This window comes from Enterobacter quasihormaechei, assembly GCF_004331385.1.
GTDB lineage: Bacteria > Pseudomonadota > Gammaproteobacteria > Enterobacterales > Enterobacteriaceae > Enterobacter > Enterobacter quasihormaechei.
Window position 1 is genome coordinate 352,451 of record NZ_SJON01000002.1, and the last position, 16,293, is coordinate 368,743.

Below are 16,293 nucleotides of genomic sequence, written 5' to 3' on the forward strand. Positions count from 1 at the left end.
AAGCCGGGTGGCGCTACCGCTTACCCGGCCTACGTTTCTCCTCAGGCTCCCTGCATGGTTCGGATGCGCGACGCATCTTCCCCCGGCGTAACGCCGAAGTAACGCTTAAACTCCCGACTAAATTGCGACGCGCTTTCATATCCAACCCGCATCGCCGCCGCGCTGGCCTTCATGCCATCGTGGATCATCAGCATCCGCGCCTTGTGCAGACGGTAGGTTTTGAGGTACTGCAACGGCGACGTGCTGGTGACGGATTTAAAGTTATGGTGAAACGCCGAGACGCTCATATTGGCTTCTGCCGCCAGCTGGTCAACGCTAAGGTTTTCGGTGTACTGGCTCTCAATGCGCTTCAGCACGCGGCTAATCAGGCTGAAGTGCGTTTGCCGGCTTACCAGCGCCAGCAGCGCCCCGCCGCCCGGCCCCAGCAGCACGTGATAAAGAATTTCGCGGATAATCTGCTTTCCGAGAATACGGGCGTCCAGCGGCCTTTCCATCACATCTAACAGGCGTTCGATCGCGCAAAGAATTTCATCCGTTAAGGTCGCGGAGTTAATACCGCTTGCCGCCATCGACGGCCGGAACAGTTCGTCCTCCCCAATCTCCATCAGCAGCTCCTGCAACTGGAGGATATCGACGTTGACGCGGATCCCGGCCAGGGGCACATCCTCTGTCGCGAAGGTTTCACATTCGAAGGGTAAAGGTACTGTCAGAAGCAGATATTCATTGGGATCGTAACGGAAAACGCGCTCGTTGATATAGCCAATCTTATGGCCAGAAAAGAGAAAAACGATGCCGGGCTGATACATTACCGGGGTGCGTGTACCGGGCTGGGTTCCGTAGAGCAGCCGAATATCCGGCAATAGCCCGGACACATTATTTCCATTATCTGTCAGTCTCTTAATCTGCGACGTTAGCTGATGGCAGATGGCATCACGGTTCATTTTCAGTTACTCCGGGTACGGTTTCCGACGTTAACAGTGTGCGCATTTTCTTACCGTTTCTCCAGCGCGCTGTAGAAATGGGCAAGACATCGGCAGGAATGTGCATTGAGAGGATAGCGCCTGCCCGCCACAATGTGCAGCATCAGGTTGCCTTCTGCGCCACCACGATTTTTTACCCACTACAGGGAACAAGCCATGAACAACTTTAACCTTCACACCCCAACCCGCATTCTGTTTGGTAAAGACGCTATCGCTGACCTGCGTGCACAAATCCCGACGGACGCCCGCGTCCTGATTACCTACGGCGGCGGCAGCGTGAAAAAAACCGGCGTACTGGATCAGGTTTACAGCGCGCTGGAAGGACTGGACGTGCGCGAGTTCGGCGGGATCGAGCCTAACCCGTCTTATGAAACGCTGATGAACGCGGTGAAAATCGCCCGCGAGGAGCAGATCACTTTCCTGCTGGCGGTGGGCGGCGGCTCCGTGCTGGACGGCACCAAATTCATCGCGGCGGCAGCGCATTACGCTGACGGCATCGACCCGTGGCATATTCTGGAAACGGGCGGCAGCGACATTAGCAGTGCCATCCCGATGGGCTCCGTGTTGACGCTGCCGGCCACCGGCTCTGAATCCAACAAAGGCGCGGTCATCTCCCGTAAAACCACCGGTGACAAACAGGCCTTTATGAACGAACACGTTCAGCCCGTTTTCGCGATCCTCGATCCGGTTTACACCTATACCCTGCCTGCACGTCAGGTGGCGAACGGCGTGGTCGATGCCTTTGTTCACACCGTTGAGCAGTACGTGACTTATCCTGTTAATGCCAAAATTCAGGATCGCTTTGCGGAAGGCATTCTGCTGACGCTGATTGAGGAAGGTCCGAAAGCGCTGAAAGAGCCTGAAAACTACGACGTGCGTGCCAACGTCATGTGGGCCGCCACCCAGGCGCTGAACGGCCTGATCGGTGCAGGCGTGCCGCAGGACTGGGCTACCCATATGCTCGGCCACGAGCTGACGGCGATGCACGGCCTGGATCACGCCCAGACGCTGGCGGTGGTTCTGCCTGCGCTGTGGAATGAAAAACGTGACGTTAAACGCGCCAAGCTGCTCCAGTACGCCGAACGCGTGTGGAACATCACCGAGGGTTCCGACGATGCGCGTATTGATGCCGCAATTGCAGCCACCCGTCAGTTCTTTGAAAGCCTGGGTGTGCCAACGCGTCTTTCTGACTACGGCCTGGACGGCAGCTCCATCCCTGCCCTGCTGGCGAAACTGGAAGCACACGGCATGACGCAGATCGGCGAGCATGGCGACATCACCCTGGACGTCAGCCGTCGCATTTACGAAGCGGCACGCTAAGCGTTTTTAGGATCCTGACTTTCGTTTTTTGACATTTCGTCCAGACTTAATGCACATCACATCGTCGGAGGTTCCCTCCGGCGATGAGCACCTGAAGGAGGAAAAATGGCAAACCAAACCGTAATCAAGCTACAGGACGGCAACGTGATGCCCCAACTGGGGCTAGGTGTATGGAAAGCCGGTAACGACGAGGTCGTCTCCGCCATTCATAAAGCCCTGGAAGTCGGCTATCGGTCCATCGATACTGCCGCCGCCTATAAAAACGAGGACGGCGTGGGGACCGCGCTTGCCAGCGCTGGCGTTCCCCGCGATGAGTTATTCATCACCACCAAGCTGTGGAACGACGATCAAAAGCGTCCCCGCGAAGCGTTGCAGGAGAGCCTGGAGAAACTCCAGCTCGATTTTGTCGATCTCTATCTGATGCACTGGCCGGTTCCGGCTATCGATCATTACGTTGATGCCTGGAAGGGGATGATTGACCTGCAAAAAGAGGGGCTGATTAAAAGCATCGGCGTCTGTAATTTCCAGGTTCATCACCTGCAACGCCTGATTGATGAAACGGGCGTCGCGCCGGTAATTAACCAGATTGAGCTGCACCCGCTGATGCAGCAGCGCCAGCTTCATTCGTGGAACGCCACGCACAAGATCCAGACCGAATCCTGGAGCCCGCTGGCTCAGGGTGGCGAAGGGGTGTTTGACCAGAAAATTATCCGCGAGCTGGCGGATAAGTACGGCAAAACGCCGGCGCAGATTGTCATCCGCTGGCATCTGGACAGCGGTCTGGTGGTGATCCCGAAATCGGTCACGCCGTCGCGTATCGCCGAGAACTTCGACGTCTGGGATTTCCGCCTGGATAAAGACGAACTGGGTGAGATTGCGAAGCTGGATCAGGGTAAGCGCCTTGGGCCGGATCCGGATCAGTTCGGCGGTTAATAAAAAACCCCGGCTTGCCGGGGTTTTTCTTTTTACGCTTTGCGCTTCACGGGCTTCTTCGCGCTGGAATTACCATTCGAACGCTGATGCACAATCGGCGTGTGCTTGGTCAACGCCGGGCGCGTATTGCGGTTCTGGCGGCGCGCTTCGCGCATCTCTTCCAGCGTTGGCGCAGGCACAAGACAATCACGACGCGAGCCAATGAGGTGCTTTTTGCCCATCTCTTCCAGCGCCTGACGGATCAGCGGCCAGTTTTTCGGGTCGTGATAGCGCAGCAGCGCTTTGTGCAGACGGCGCTGTTTATCCCCTTTCGGCACCACCACGTCTTCACTCTTATAGCCAATTTTACTCAGCGGGTTCTTGCCGGTGTAATACATGGTCGTCGAGTTAGCGAGCGGCGACGGATAAAAGTTCTGCACCTGATCCAGACGGAACCGACGCTGCTTCAGCCACAGCGCCAGGTTCACCATGTCTTCATCACGCGTGCCAGGGTGCGCGGAGATGAAGTAAGGGATCAGATACTGCTCTTTCCCCGCCTGTTTTGAGTAGGTGTCGAAGAGCTGTTTAAAGCGGTCGTAACTGCCCATGCCCGGCTTCATCATTTTGGACAGCGGGCCTTCTTCGGTGTGCTCCGGGGCGATCTTCAGATACCCGCCCACGTGGTGCGTCGCCAGCTCTTTAATGTAGCGCGGATCTTCCACGGCGATGTCGTAACGTACGCCAGAGGCGATCAGGATCTTCTTGATGCCTTTGAGATCGCGCGCGCGACGGTAGAGGTTGATCGTCGGCTCGTGGTTGGTGTCCATATGCTCACAAATGCTCGGATAGACACAGGAGAGACGGCGGCAGGTCTGTTCGGCGCGCGGCGATTTACAGCGCAGCATATACATGTTCGCCGTCGGGCCACCCAGATCGGAGATCACGCCGGTAAAGCCCGGCACCGAGTCGCGAATCGCTTCGATCTCGTTAACAATCGACTCTTCGGAGCGGCTCTGGATAATACGGCCTTCGTGTTCGGTGATCGAACAGAAGGAGCACCCGCCAAAGCAGCCGCGCATGATATTGACCGAGAAGCGGATCATCTCGTACGCCGGAATACGGCTGTTGCCGTATGACGGATGCGGCACGCGCTTGTACGGCAGGGCAAAGACGCTGTCCATCTCTTCGGTAGAAAGCGGGATCGCCGGCGGGTTAACCCAGATATAGCGCTCACCGTGCTTTTGCATCAGCGCACGGGCGCAGCCCGGGTTGGTTTCGTGGTGCAGAATACGCGACGCGTGGGCGTAGAGCACCTTATCGCTTTTCACCTTCTCGTAAGACGGCAGCAGCACGTAGGTCTTTTCCCACGGCTTCGGACGCGGCGGCTGCACCACCACGGCCTTTGCTTCCGCTTTCTTCGGTTCAACCGGTTTGTTATCCGCGCACGGCAGATCGTCACCGTACGGATGTGGGATAGGGTCGATTTTGCCCGGCATATCGATAATGCGGGAATCCACCCCGCTCCAGCCCGGCAGCGCCTCTTTCACCATGATCGCGGTGTTGCGCACGTCGCGGATCTCGCTGACCGCTTCACCCTGCGCCAGACGGTGTGCCACTTCCACCAGCGGACGCTCACCGTTGCCGAAGATCAGCATATCGGCTTTCGAATCCACCAGCACCGAGCGGCGCACGGTGTCAGACCAGTAGTCGTAGTGCGCGGTACGGCGCAGGCTCGCCTCGATGCCGCCCAGGATCACCGGCACGTCTTTCCATGCTTCTTTGCATCGCTGGGTGTAAACGAGGGTCGCGCGATCGGGACGTTTACCCGCCACGTTGTCTGCCGTATAAGCGTCGTCATGGCGCAGCTTACGGTCAGCGGTATAGCGGTTGATCATCGAGTCCATGTTGCCCGCGGTCACGCCGAAGAACAGGTTTGGCTTGCCCAGACGCATGAAGTCGTCTTTGCTGTTCCAGTCAGGCTGGGAGATGATCCCCACGCGGAAGCCCTGGGCTTCAAGCATACGGCCACAGATCGCCATGCCGAAGCTCGGGTGATCGACATACGCATCACCCGTCACCAGAATGATATCGCAGCTGTCCCAGCCCAGTTGATCCATCTCTTCCCGGGACATCGGCAGAAACGGCGCCGGTCCAAAGCAGGCCGCCCAGTACTGGGGCCAGGAGAAGAGGTCGCGATCCGGCTGGATCAGGGAAATTGCGCTCATAATGCTTCCGAAGAAAAAATAGACAAAAGGAGCGGGATTATACGCTGGAACATTGTGGGAAATGAAGGGGTATTTATTGCCCGGTAGCGCTACGCTTACCGGGCCTGCGCGCCTGTAGGTCGGGTAAGGCGAAGCCGCCACCCGACACGTTTTACGGCGCCGGATTGACCAGCATCTGCCCTACCGAGCCCCTGTCCATCATCTCCAGCGTCTGGCTGTGGAACAGGAACGGGAAGTGCGGCCACGACGGTTGACCGTAGTAGACCAGCAGTTCTACCTGCCCATCCACCCAGACGGTATCTTTCCAGCCTCTGTCTTCCGGGAACGGCATCGCCCCGTTGACGTTGCGGATCAGGAACGACACCCCTTCAATATGGAACGACTGCGGCATCTCCGAGCGGACGGTCCAGCGCTCCCAGGTTCCCTGCTGGGCGGTGATATCAATGCGGTTAACGTCCCACAGCGCGCCGTTGATGCCCGGGTCATCGCCCAGGCTGATATCGCGACTTCGCACTGCCGGCCCGGTCACGATCTCCTGCGGCAGCAGGCGCATCGGCAGGCTGTCAGTCACCAGCGGCAGCAGACCGGTCGGGCGCAGCGTCAGCACCAGCGTGGAGACCAGAACGCTCGACGGCTCAAAGAACCCGCGTATGCGGTCAACAATGCTTGCCGCTTCGCCGCAGGTCACGGACACTTCATCCCCGTTGGTCATATCAACGAGGATTTCACGCCGTTCGCCCGGCGCCAGCGCCAGCTGTTTCACCGATACCGGCGCGGGTAATAATCCCTGATCGCCTGAAATAACATGCAGCGCACGGCCGTCGCTCATCTGCAACTGGTAACGACGCGAGTTAGAAGCGTTCAGCAGACGCAGGCGCACCCAGCCACGAGACACTTCCACAAACGGGCTTTGCGCACCGTTAACCAGCAGCGTATCGCCCACAAAGCCACCGCTGCCCGGCTCGCTGTACTCCGGCGTGCCAAAGTTATCCAGGCGCTTGTCCTGGATGATGACCGGGAAATCGTCCACGCCGTAGTGATTTGGGATCGGCAGCGTTTTACTGACCTCATCCTCGATCAGCCACATCCCGGCCAGGCCGTTGTAGACCTGCTGGGCGGTGCGGTTTGGGGTATTGGCGTGATACCACAGTGTCGCCGCGCTCTGACGAATCGGGAGCACGGGCGCCCAGTCGGCATTCGGCGACATCATGCGCGCCGCGCCGCCAATCAGCGGCCCCGGCACCTGCAATCCACTGACGGTCATCGCGACATTTTCAGTCGTCCGGTTACTGTAGATGAGCTTAACGTCATCGCCATTCCACACGCGAATGGTCGGCCCAAGGTAGCGTCCATTAATGCCCCATACCTGCGCGCGCGTTCCCTGGGTAAAGGACCAGTGGCTACGCTGAAGCGTGAGGAATAGCGGCTGCCCGCGACGGGATTCGATCAACGGCGGAATGGGCAGCGGCTGTTGCTGCCCGGCGGCGCTGGCTGTCCGCGGCATCGCACCCGCACAAAGGGCGATACCCGAAGCCTGAATAAACTGACGCCGACTGAGTGACATATAAGCTCCATCTGAAACGACTAACAACGCGGGAATTCGTTTTCCCTTAAACGACGCCGGTTAAATCTTACCGGCGGCTTCTCGCTCTGCAACTTCTTTATCGAGCTGCGCAATATGCTGAGCCATCAGCTCACGACAGTGCGTGGCCAGCTCGCGCACCTGGTCTTTACCGTATTTAGAGGTATCCACCGGCGGCAGCATTTCGACAATCACCAGTCCGTTATTCAGACGGTTAAGATTAATCTTATTCGATGTATTGGAAACACACACGGGAATAATTGGAACACCCGCCGCAATTGCAGCATGAAACGCGCCGGTCTTGAACGGCAGCAGGCCGCGACCGCGGCTGCGCGTCCCTTCCGGGAACATCCAGATTGAGATCCGGCGCTTTTTAAACTGATCCACCACTTCCGCAATGGTGCCATGCGCTTTGGCGCGGTTGTTACGGTCAATCAGCAAGTTACCGGTGAGCCAGTACAGCTGGCCGAAAAACGGGATCCACAGCAGGCTCTTTTTACCCACGGTTACGGTCGGCGGAAGAACAATATTTGAGGCCGTCACCATATCGAAGTTGTTCTGATGGTTAGCGATATAGATGGCGTTACCGAAATTCTCCGCCCCTTCAGGCAGACGCTTCTCAACCTTCAGGCCAAACAGCGGCGCAAGACGGCCAAACATGTGGCCAAACGTCGCGACATGCTTTGGGTTACGCGGGCTGAACAGGCAGAAAATCGATCCGAAAATACAGACCAGAATGCAGTAAATAACGGTAAGAATGAGACGAACAATGTATAGCATAGCGACCTCTGAAGCCCTGACAGCTGACAATTATACTTCACCTGTGGCCAGGTAAGGACTTTATTACGAGCGCGTATTGTTAATCGCAACGCACGAATTAACAACGTTTTTACGGGAAATTTTACGGTAATACCCCCTCCGGACAGAGGGGGATGAAACAGGTTACTCTTCGCTGTCGTCCGCTTTGCTGCGCGCCGGCGAGTCGATCTCCACGCGGTCGATTCGCTGGAGGCCGCGCATCAGTGAGCCGCGACGTCCGCGCTCACCCACCACCTTCTGCAACTCTTCCGGACGCAGTTTGATCTTACGTTTGCCGACGTGAATGGTCAGCGTGCTCTGCGGCGGCAGCAGGAAGAGATGCGCCAGGCCATCTTCGCCTTTTGCCGCTTCCGCTGACGGGATACTGATGATCTTGTTGCCCTTCCCTTTCGACAGCTCCGGCAGATCGCTGACCGGGAACATCAGCATACGTCCGGCAGAGGTGATCGCCAGCAGCATGTCGCTTTCGTTCTCGATGATCAGCGGCGGCATCACGTGTGCGTTATCCGGCAGGCTGATCAGCGCTTTACCGGCACGGTTACGCGACACCAGATCGTTAAAGGTACAGATAAAGCCGTAGCCCGCATCGGAGGCCATCAGCAGCTTCTGGTCGTCGGCTTCCATCAGCATATGGTCAACCGTGGCGCCCGGCGGCAACGTAAGCTTGCCGGTCAGCGGCTCGCCCTGCCCGCGCGCGGACGGCAGGGTGATCGGGTCAATGGCGTAGCTGCGGCCCGTGGAGTCGATAAACGCCACCGGCTGGTTGCTCTTGCCTTTCACCGCCGCCTTAAAGCTGTCGCCGGACTTGTAGCTCAGGCCCGGCGCGTCGATATCGTGGCCTTTGGCGCTACGCACCCAGCCGCTCTGGGACAGCACGATGGTTACCGGCTCGGACGGCAGCATGTCGTGCTCGTTCATCGCCTTCGCTTCTTCGCGCTCGTGCAGCGGAGAACGACGGTCATCGCCAAAGGCGTCGGCGTCGGCCTGCAACTCTTTCTTCAGCAGGGTGTTCATCTTGCGCTCGGACGCCAGAATTGCCTGAAGCTGATCGCGCTCTTTTTCCAGCTCGTCCTGCTCGCCGCGGATCTTCATCTCTTCCAGCTTAGCGAGATGGCGCAGCTTCAGTTCGAGGATCGCTTCGGCCTGGGTTTCACTGATGCCAAAGCGCGACATCAGGGCGGGCTTAGGTTCGTCCTCGGTACGAATGATCTCGATCACGTCGTCAATGTTGAGGAACGCCACCAGCAAACCTTCAAGGATATGCAGGCGCTTAAGCACTTTTTCCAGACGATGGTTCAGACGACGGCGCACCGTATCGCGGCGGAAGGCCAGCCATTCGGTGAGGATCTCCAGCAGGTTTTTCACCGCCGGACGACCGTCCAGACCAATCATGTTCAGGTTGATGCGGTAGCTTTTTTCCAGATCGGTAGTGGCGAACAGGTGGTTCATTACCTGCTCCATGTCCACGCGGTTAGAGCGCGGTACAATCACCAGACGGGTCGGGTTTTCGTGATCCGATTCGTCGCGCAGGTCGTCCACCATCGGCAGCTTTTTATTGCGCATCTGGGTGGCGATCTGCTCCAGCACTTTGGCCCCGGAAACCTGGTGCGGCAGCGCGGTGATCACCACCGCGCCATCCTCTTTGGTCCATACCGCGCGCATGCGCACGGAGCCGCGACCGTTCTGGTAGATTTTGCGAATTTCAGCACGCGAGGTGATGATCTCGGCTTCGGTCGGATAATCCGGCCCCTGCACGATATCCAGCAGATCGTCCAGCGAGGTTTTCGGCTGCTCAATCAGGGTGATGGCGGCTTTCGCCACTTCACGCAGGTTGTGCGGCGGAATGTCCGTCGCCATACCCACGGCGATACCGGTGGTGCCGTTCAGCAGGATGTTCGGCAGGCGGGCAGGCAGCATTTTCGGCTCCTGCATCGTACCGTCGAAGTTTGGCACCCAGTCAACCGTACCCTGCCCCAGCTCGCCCAGCAGCACTTCGGCATATTTAGACAGACGGGATTCGGTGTAACGCATCGCCGCGAAGGATTTCGGATCGTCCGGTGCCCCCCAGTTCCCCTGGCCATCCACCAGCGGATAGCGATAAGAGAACGGCTGGGCCATCAGCACCATCGCTTCATAGCAGGCGCTGTCGCCGTGCGGATGGTATTTACCCAGCACGTCACCGACGGTACGGGCGGATTTCTTGAACTTGGCGGTAGCGTTCAGCCCCAGTTCGGACATCGCATAGACGATGCGGCGCTGAACGGGCTTCAGGCCATCCCCGATAAACGGCAACGCCCTGTCCATGATGACGTACATGGAGTAGTTCAGGTAGGCGTTTTCCGTGAATTCATGTAGCGCGAGGCGCTCTGCCATATCGCTCATTACGTGTGATTCCTCAACTCAGAAACCGATGGGTTTCAGGCAATATTGCCGCAGATACTACCTCATCTGGCGAGTTGAGTCACAAAGAAAAAGGGCCGCTCATGCGGCCCTTTCCGGGTTATTTGTTCAGCTTGATAACCTGCTTCACGTCGATTTCAAACTCGTTCCAGTCTTTATCGATTTTACCCTGAAGCTCGACTTTATCCTGTGGCGTCACCGTCACGCCGTTCCAGCGCTTGTGGTCGATCTCAACCACCACCGTGCCGCTTTCGTCGCGGAAGGTGTAACGGTCATCGGACAGGCGCTCGGTGATGTTACCGCGCAGCTTCACCCAACTGTCGTCCTTCATGTCTTTCACTTTAGCCGCGGTGGTGAGGTTGGCGTTGTTATCGACAAAGCCGCCCTGCTGGGTTTGCGTCTGGGTCTGTGTTGCAGATGGGCCCGTGAAGCCGCCCTGTGCAGCAAAAACAGGGGCAGTGGTCATCATCATGATGGCAGCAATTGCAGCGTATTTTTTCATCTTAATCTCTCCCTTTAATGTCGTTTCACAATCCATTAAACAGGGTAAACCTTAACAACTTCTTAAGGGGAAAATTTATTTATTTTTACTGTACAGCATGCGCGTGCAGAAGGTTTACTGACGGCATCAAGGAGGGACAATGCGCATTTTACTGGTAGAAGACGACAAGCTTATCGGCGATGGCATCAAAGCGGGCTTAAGCAAAATGGGCTTTAACGTGGACTGGTTTACCGACGGTAAAACCGGGCAGGCGGCCCTGTACACCGCGCCTTACGATGCCGTAGTGCTGGACCTGACGCTGCCGGAGATCGACGGCCTTGAGATCCTGCGCGCCTGGCGCGAAAGCGGTAAGAGCGAGCCGGTGCTGATCCTGACGGCGCGGGATGCGCTGAACCAGCGCGTGGAAGGCTTACGCCTGGGGGCGGATGATTACCTGTGTAAACCGTTCGCGCTGATTGAAGTGGCAGCCCGCCTCGAAGCGCTGGTGCGCCGCAGTCACGGGCAGGCGCGCAGCGAGCTGCGTCACGGCAAGGTCACGCTCGACCCGACAAGCCTTGTCGCCACGCTGGACGGCGAAACGCTGGTGCTTAAACCAAAAGAGTTCGCCCTGCTGGAACTGCTGATGCGCAACGCGGGCCGCGTGCTGCCGCGCAAGGCCATCGAAGAGAAACTCTACAACTGGGATGATGACGTCTCCAGCAACGCCGTCGAAGTCCATGTACATCATTTACGCCGCAAGCTCGGCAGCGAATTTATCCGCACCGTGCACGGCATCGGTTATACCCTGGGTGACGCATGAAACTGACCCAACGCCTGAGCCTGAAGCTGCGCCTGACGCTGCTCTTTTTGCTGCTTTCCCTGGCGGCCTGGTTTGCCGCAAGCGTGGTCGCCTGGCACCAGACGACCGACAAGCTCGATAAACTGTTCGATACCCAGCAAATGCTGTTTGCCAAACGGCTGCTGACGATGGACGTGGACGAACTCCGCGCGCCGGAGCGTATGCGCGAGGTGCCGAAAAAAGCGAAACACGGCCATCTTGACGACGACGCGCTGGCCTTCGCGATCTTCACCGCCGACGGCAGCATGGTGCTTAACGACGGCGAGAACGGACGCGACATCCCCTATCACTACCGCCGGGACGGGTTTGATGACGGCCGGTTGCAGGATGACAGCGACGAATGGCGTTTCCTGTGGCTAACCTCCCCGGACGGGAAATACCGCGTGGTGGTCGGTCAGGAGTGGGAGTACCGACAGGATATGGCGCTGGACGTGGTCAGTTCGCAGCTGACGCCGTGGCTGGTGGCGCTGCCCGTGATGCTGCTGTTGCTGATTGTCCTGCTGAGCCGGGAACTGAAGCCGCTGAAAAACCTGGCGCAGACCCTGCGCTCGCGCTCGCCGGATGCGACCGATACGCTGCCCACCCACGGCGTGCCGACGGAGGTTCGTCCCTTGCTTGATGCGCTTAACCATCTTTTTGCCCGTACGCAGGAGATGATGGCCCGCGAGCGCCGCTTCACCTCGGACGCCGCCCACGAGCTGCGCAGCCCGCTGGCCGCGCTGAAGGTGCAAACCGACGTGGCGCAGCTTTCCCACGACGATCCCGAGGCGCAGTCTAAAGCGCTGGGGCAACTGCATGCGGGCATCGACCGCGCCTCCCGGCTGGTGGACCAGCTTCTTACCCTGTCGCGCCTGGATTCACTGGATAACCTTGATGACGTCGAACCCGTGGCGATGGTTGATTTGCTGCAATCCGCGGTGCTGGACATCTGGCATCCGGCGCAGCAGTCGGGCATTGATGTTCGGCTCAACGTTAATGCGCCCGAGGTGATGCGTCATGGGCAGCCGCTGCTGCTGAGCCTGCTGGCGCGTAACCTGCTGGACAACGCCGTTCGTTACAGCCCGCGCGGCAGCGTGGTGGACGTGACGCTGAATACCCAAAGCTTTACCGTGCGCGATAACGGACCGGGCATTTCTCCTGAAGCGCTGGCACGCATCGGCGAGCGTTTTTATCGTCCACCCGGGCAGGACGCCACCGGCAGCGGCCTGGGGCTGTCTATCGTGAAGCGTATCGCAACGCTACACGGGATGCGCGTCTCGCTGGACAATGCGCCCCAAGGGGGCTTTGCGGTGACCGTCAGCTGGTAAGATTATTGCGCTTAGCGCAAAAGACTTTGCACATTTTGCTTATTTTTCCGCTCCGTCCTCGCGCGTAGAATACCCGGCATACTCTCAGCATCGAGGACAAATAATGAGCAACATTCTGATTATCAACGGCGCAAAAGAATTTGCGCACTCTAAAGGCCAGCTGAATGACACCCTGACCGAGGTCGCGGATGGTTTCCTGCGCGACGCCGGACATGATGTTAAGGTCGTGCGCGCGGACAGCGATTATGACGTGAAGGCCGAAGTGCAGAACTTCCTGTGGGCCGACGTGGTGATCTGGCAGATGCCGGGCTGGTGGATGGGCGCACCGTGGACCGTGAAAAAATACATGGACGACGTGTTCACCGAAGGTCACGGTTCGCTGTATGCCAGCGACGGTCGTACCCGTTCAGATGCGTCTAAAAAATACGGTTCCGGCGGCCTGATTCAGGGCAAAAAATATATGCTCTCCCTGACCTGGAACGCGCCTCTTGAAGCGTTCACCGAGAACGATCAGTTCTTTGAAGGCGTGGGCGTAGACGGCGCGTATCTGCCGTTCCACAAGGCTAATCAGTTCCTTGGCATGACGCCGCTGCCGACCTTTATCGTCAACGACGTGATTAAAATGCCGGACGTCCCGCGCTATATCGCAGAATATCGCAAGCATCTCGCGGAAATTTTTGCTTAACTGTTAGCCTGGAATTAGAAGGAGTTAACCATGCTTACCGTAATTGCTGAAATCCGTACGCGTCCCGGCCAACATCACCGCCAGGCGGTGCTGGATCAGTTCGCGAAAATCATCCCGACCGTTCTGAAGGAAGAAGGCTGCCACGGCTACGCGCCGATGGTGGATGCCGCTACCGACGCTAGCTTCCAGGCAACCGCGCCAGACTCCATCATCATGGTGGAGCAGTGGGAAACCGTCGCCCACCTTGAAGCACATTTGCAGACCGCGCATATGAAAGCGTGGAGCGATGCGGTGAAAGGGGATGTCCTTGAAACCCACATCCGTATTCTGGAGCAAGGGGTTTAAGTTCTGTGAAATTTGCCGGGTGGCACTGCGTTTACCCGGCCTACAACTTTCCCCCGCAGGCCCGGTAAGCGTTAACGCCACCGGGCTTTTTTTATCACCTTACCGCTCAACTGCTATGCTTATTCTGACTTCATGTTTAACAGGAGGATGGAATGGGTCTTTTTAACTTCGTGAAAGAAGCAGGCGAAAAGCTGTGGGACAACCTGACCGATCATAAGGGTCAGAGCGACAAAATCACCGAGCACCTCAAGAAACTCAACATTCCCGGTTCCGATAAAGTTCAGGTTAACGTCACCGACGGCAAGGCCAGCGTAACGGGCGACGGACTGACGCAGGAGCAGAAAGAAAAAATCCAGGTCGCCGTCGGCAACATCGCGGGCGTCAGCGAGGTGGAGAACAATATCACCGCAACGGACGCCAAAGATGAAGCAACCTACTATACGGTGAAATCCGGCGACACCCTGAGCGCCATCTCTAAAACCGTGTACGGCGATGCCAACCAGTACAACAAGATCTTTGAGGCGAACCGCCCGATGCTCTCCAGCCCGGATAAAATTTATCCCGGCCAGACGCTGCGTATTCCTAAGGCATAACGTCTGAGGCTATTGGTTCACGTCGCGCAGAGGAACAGCATGAAAATCGCTTGTCTTGGCTGGGGCTCGTTAATCTGGAAAAGCGGCGCGTTACCGGTAGCCGGTGATTGGCAAACCGACGGGCCATCACTGCCCGTCGAGTTCTGCCGCGTAAGCGATGGCGGCGAACTGGCGACCGCCATCTGCATGAATGCGCCCACCCTGCCTGTGCTTTGGGTATGGCTGAACGCCACTTCGCTCAGCGTGGCCTCTCAGGCCCTGCGCGAGCGGGAGGGCATTCCTGACGATCGTTGCGATGGGATCGGCTCGCTGCTGATAACCGGACGCAACGCGGGAGTGATGTCGACATGGGCGAGGGAGAGAGGAATTGAGGCGCTCATCTGGACCGGGCTTCCCCCGAGAAGCGCGTCGCAGGAAGGCAGAGTTCCTGCCGTGGACGAGGCCATCGTCTATCTCGACAGCCTCAGCGGACAGACCCGCAGCCATGCGCGGGACTATATTTGCCGCGTGCCTGCCCAGCTTGATACGCCCTACCGGCGCGCCATTAAAGAAGTGCTTGGGTGGTGATCCCCCTGCCCGTTACCAGTACAGCTTCCAGCTCTGGGTGAAGCGCACCAGCGCCTCAACATAGAAGTAATCGCCCCAGCTTGCGCATTCATCCACGCCTTTGTTGCTCGCCAGGTGGTATACCGAGTGCTTCAGGATCCCGTTGCCCTTCTCGTCTTTGCGCATCAGATAGTGCTTCGTCAGCGACGACATGATGCCTTTCGCCCACTCCAGATAACCCTCCCGGTCCGGATCCGTCACCGGCAGATGCTTCACCAGTTCCAGCAGCCCGCACACCGCAATTGCTGCCGACGACGAGTCGCGCAGCGCGTCGGTGCCCACCAGCGCCAGATCCCAGTGGCAGACGTAATCCTCCGGCAGGCGGTTGAGGAAGTAGTTCGCCAGCCGTTTCGACAGGGCAATCATCGTTTCATCGCCGGTATAGATATAGCTCAGCAGGAAGCCGTAAATCCCCCATGCCTGCCCGCGCGACCAGCACGAGTCGTCGGCATAGCCCTGCTGCGTGTTGCCGTAGCGCGGCGCGCCGGTTAACACATCCATATAGTAGGTGTGGAAGGTGGACGCATCGTCACGAATAAGGTACGTCGCCGCCTGCATGACGTGCGCTTTGGCCGCGTCGGCAAAACGCGGATCGCCTGTCTGCTCGGTTGCCCAGTAGAGCAGCGGCAGGTTCATATTGCAGTCGATGATCATCCGCCCGGCCTGATCGGGATCGGAGAGATCGCCCCACGCCTGGATGATCTTCGCCTTCTCATGGAAGCGCTCCAGCAGCGCCTCCGCCGCCAGCAGCGAGAAGCCGCGCGCCTCGCGGTTGCCGGTCAGTCGCCAGGCCGCCACGCAGGAAAGCGTGTACAGGAAGCCTAAATCGTGGGTGTTGGTATCGTTGCGCCCGGCAATGCGCAGGCCAAAGGAGCGCACGTGTTTTTCCGCCATCGCGCGAAATTTCTCCTCGCCGCTCATCTCCCACGCCAGCCACAGCTGGCCGGTCCAGAAGCTGGTGGTCCACTCCACGTTTTCGGTCAGCGGATAAAAGCCCTCTTTACAGGTCTCCGCCGGGAATTTGTCGCCGAACGCCGTTAAATGACGGCTAATCAGGTCGAGAACGTGGCCGCGGGCCGAACTCAGCTCATCGCTGAACGCGCGGGAATCAACGGGCGCAGCGATAGCGGACAGACGTTCCTCTTTGATACGACTTAACATATTTCGGTTCCTTCTTTG

The 16,293-nt window shown here is 58.2% G+C and carries 15 protein-coding genes; 8 read left to right on the forward strand and 7 right to left on the reverse strand.

The genetic code is table 11. From position 1 onward, the window contains the following. Positions 1–41 precede the first annotated feature (41 nt). Positions 42–941 (reverse strand): AraC family transcriptional regulator, encoded by a 900-nt coding sequence (locus tag E0L16_RS04325; RefSeq protein ID WP_112793100.1) that lies wholly within the window; start codon positions 939–941, stop codon positions 42–44. Positions 942–1,136: 195 nt separating this feature from the next. On the opposite strand from E0L16_RS04325, the gene yqhD reads away from it, so the two are divergent. Both yqhD and dkgA read left to right on the forward strand, forming a co-directional pair. Continuing rightward, the gene (gene yqhD / locus E0L16_RS04330; protein ID WP_107533797.1) at positions 1,137–2,300 is read left to right on the forward strand and encodes an alcohol dehydrogenase; all 1,164 of its coding nucleotides are present in this window, start codon (positions 1,137–1,139) and stop codon (positions 2,298–2,300) included. A gap of 105 nt (positions 2,301–2,405) precedes the next feature. Beyond that, complete coding sequence (dkgA, locus tag E0L16_RS04335) at positions 2,406–3,233, forward strand: 2,5-didehydrogluconate reductase DkgA (protein WP_063451183.1); 828 nt, start codon at positions 2,406–2,408, stop codon at positions 3,231–3,233. Between the two features lie 32 nt (positions 3,234–3,265). Here the strand turns inward: dkgA and E0L16_RS04340 are convergent, their stop codons facing one another. From E0L16_RS04340 to E0L16_RS04360, 5 genes are all read right to left on the reverse strand, one after another. Further along, complete coding sequence (locus E0L16_RS04340) at positions 3,266–5,437, reverse strand: YgiQ family radical SAM protein (RefSeq protein ID WP_063867763.1); 2,172 nt, start codon at positions 5,435–5,437, stop codon at positions 3,266–3,268. Positions 5,438–5,588: 151 nt separating this feature from the next. Continuing rightward, entirely contained in the window at positions 5,589–7,001 is a 1,413-nt protein-coding gene (gene ftsP / locus E0L16_RS04345; RefSeq protein WP_063867761.1) for a cell division protein FtsP, read from the reverse strand. Positions 7,002–7,061: 60 nt separating this feature from the next. Beyond that, positions 7,062–7,799 (reverse strand): 1-acylglycerol-3-phosphate O-acyltransferase, encoded by a 738-nt coding sequence (plsC, locus tag E0L16_RS04350; RefSeq protein ID WP_131636394.1) that lies wholly within the window; start codon positions 7,797–7,799, stop codon positions 7,062–7,064. Positions 7,800–7,961: 162 nt separating this feature from the next. Then, positions 7,962–10,220 carry a DNA topoisomerase IV subunit A gene (gene parC, locus E0L16_RS04355; protein ID WP_063451179.1) on the reverse strand — a complete coding sequence of 753 codons (2,259 nt, stop codon included), beginning with the start codon at positions 10,218–10,220 and terminating at the stop codon, positions 7,962–7,964. Between the two features lie 118 nt (positions 10,221–10,338). Beyond that, complete coding sequence (locus E0L16_RS04360; RefSeq protein WP_063867755.1) at positions 10,339–10,740, reverse strand: YgiW/YdeI family stress tolerance OB fold protein; 402 nt, start codon at positions 10,738–10,740, stop codon at positions 10,339–10,341. 139 nt (positions 10,741–10,879) lie between these two features. Here E0L16_RS04360 and qseB point away from each other — a divergent pair, with 139 nt between their 5' ends. The 6 genes from qseB (at position 10,880) to E0L16_RS04390 (ending at position 15,075) form a co-directional block, all read left to right on the forward strand. Continuing rightward, positions 10,880–11,539, forward strand: coding sequence for a quorum sensing response regulator transcription factor QseB (qseB, locus tag E0L16_RS04365; RefSeq protein ID WP_063867753.1), 660 nt, complete (start codon positions 10,880–10,882; stop codon positions 11,537–11,539). Beyond that, positions 11,536–12,885 carry a quorum sensing histidine kinase QseC gene (gene qseC, locus E0L16_RS04370; protein WP_131636395.1) on the forward strand — a complete coding sequence of 450 codons (1,350 nt, stop codon included), beginning with the start codon at positions 11,536–11,538 and terminating at the stop codon, positions 12,883–12,885. The genes qseB and qseC overlap by 4 nt, the downstream gene beginning before the upstream one ends. Positions 12,886–12,988: 103 nt before the next feature. Next, the gene (locus tag E0L16_RS04375) at positions 12,989–13,570 is read left to right on the forward strand and encodes an NAD(P)H-dependent oxidoreductase (protein WP_063451173.1); all 582 of its coding nucleotides are present in this window, start codon (positions 12,989–12,991) and stop codon (positions 13,568–13,570) included. Positions 13,571–13,600: 30 nt separating this feature from the next. After that, positions 13,601–13,915: a putative quinol monooxygenase gene (locus E0L16_RS04380; protein WP_008502984.1), complete on the forward strand. Its 315-nt coding sequence runs from the start codon at positions 13,601–13,603 to the stop codon at positions 13,913–13,915. A gap of 152 nt (positions 13,916–14,067) precedes the next feature. Then, a complete protein-coding gene (gene lysM / locus E0L16_RS04385) occupies positions 14,068–14,508 on the forward strand; it encodes a peptidoglycan-binding protein LysM (RefSeq protein WP_003862507.1) in 441 nt (146 codons plus the stop codon). Positions 14,509–14,547: 39 nt separating this feature from the next. Further along, the gene (locus tag E0L16_RS04390; protein WP_131636396.1) at positions 14,548–15,075 is read left to right on the forward strand and encodes a hypothetical protein; all 528 of its coding nucleotides are present in this window, start codon (positions 14,548–14,550) and stop codon (positions 15,073–15,075) included. A gap of 12 nt (positions 15,076–15,087) precedes the next feature. On the opposite strand, the gene E0L16_RS04395 is transcribed toward E0L16_RS04390, so the two are convergent. Further along, complete coding sequence (locus E0L16_RS04395; RefSeq protein WP_131636397.1) at positions 15,088–16,275, reverse strand: glycoside hydrolase family 88 protein; 1,188 nt, start codon at positions 16,273–16,275, stop codon at positions 15,088–15,090. Between the last annotated feature and the right edge of the window lie 18 nt (positions 16,276–16,293).

Bases quoted from the DNA above. Each gene is read 5' to 3' on its own strand.
- E0L16_RS04325 (WP_112793100.1), bottom strand. From the start codon at position 941: ATGAACCGTGATGCCATCTGCCATCAGCTAACGTCGCAGATTAAGAGA.
- yqhD (WP_107533797.1), top strand. From the start codon at position 1,137: ATGAACAACTTTAACCTTCACACCCCAACCCGCATTCTGTTTGGTAAA.
- dkgA (WP_063451183.1), top strand. From the start codon at position 2,406: ATGGCAAACCAAACCGTAATCAAGCTACAGGACGGCAACGTGATGCCC.
- E0L16_RS04340 (WP_063867763.1), bottom strand. From the start codon at position 5,437: ATGAGCGCAATTTCCCTGATCCAGCCGGATCGCGACCTCTTCTCCTGG.
- ftsP (WP_063867761.1), bottom strand. From the start codon at position 7,001: ATGTCACTCAGTCGGCGTCAGTTTATTCAGGCTTCGGGTATCGCCCTT.
- plsC (WP_131636394.1), bottom strand. From the start codon at position 7,799: ATGCTATACATTGTTCGTCTCATTCTTACCGTTATTTACTGCATTCTG.
- parC (WP_063451179.1), bottom strand. From the start codon at position 10,220: ATGAGCGATATGGCAGAGCGCCTCGCGCTACATGAATTCACGGAAAAC.
- E0L16_RS04360 (WP_063867755.1), bottom strand. From the start codon at position 10,740: ATGAAAAAATACGCTGCAATTGCTGCCATCATGATGATGACCACTGCC.
- qseB (WP_063867753.1), top strand. From the start codon at position 10,880: ATGCGCATTTTACTGGTAGAAGACGACAAGCTTATCGGCGATGGCATC.
- qseC (WP_131636395.1), top strand. From the start codon at position 11,536: ATGAAACTGACCCAACGCCTGAGCCTGAAGCTGCGCCTGACGCTGCTC.
- E0L16_RS04375 (WP_063451173.1), top strand. From the start codon at position 12,989: ATGAGCAACATTCTGATTATCAACGGCGCAAAAGAATTTGCGCACTCT.
- E0L16_RS04380 (WP_008502984.1), top strand. From the start codon at position 13,601: ATGCTTACCGTAATTGCTGAAATCCGTACGCGTCCCGGCCAACATCAC.
- lysM (WP_003862507.1), top strand. From the start codon at position 14,068: ATGGGTCTTTTTAACTTCGTGAAAGAAGCAGGCGAAAAGCTGTGGGAC.
- E0L16_RS04390 (WP_131636396.1), top strand. From the start codon at position 14,548: ATGAAAATCGCTTGTCTTGGCTGGGGCTCGTTAATCTGGAAAAGCGGC.
- E0L16_RS04395 (WP_131636397.1), bottom strand. From the start codon at position 16,275: ATGTTAAGTCGTATCAAAGAGGAACGTCTGTCCGCTATCGCTGCGCCC.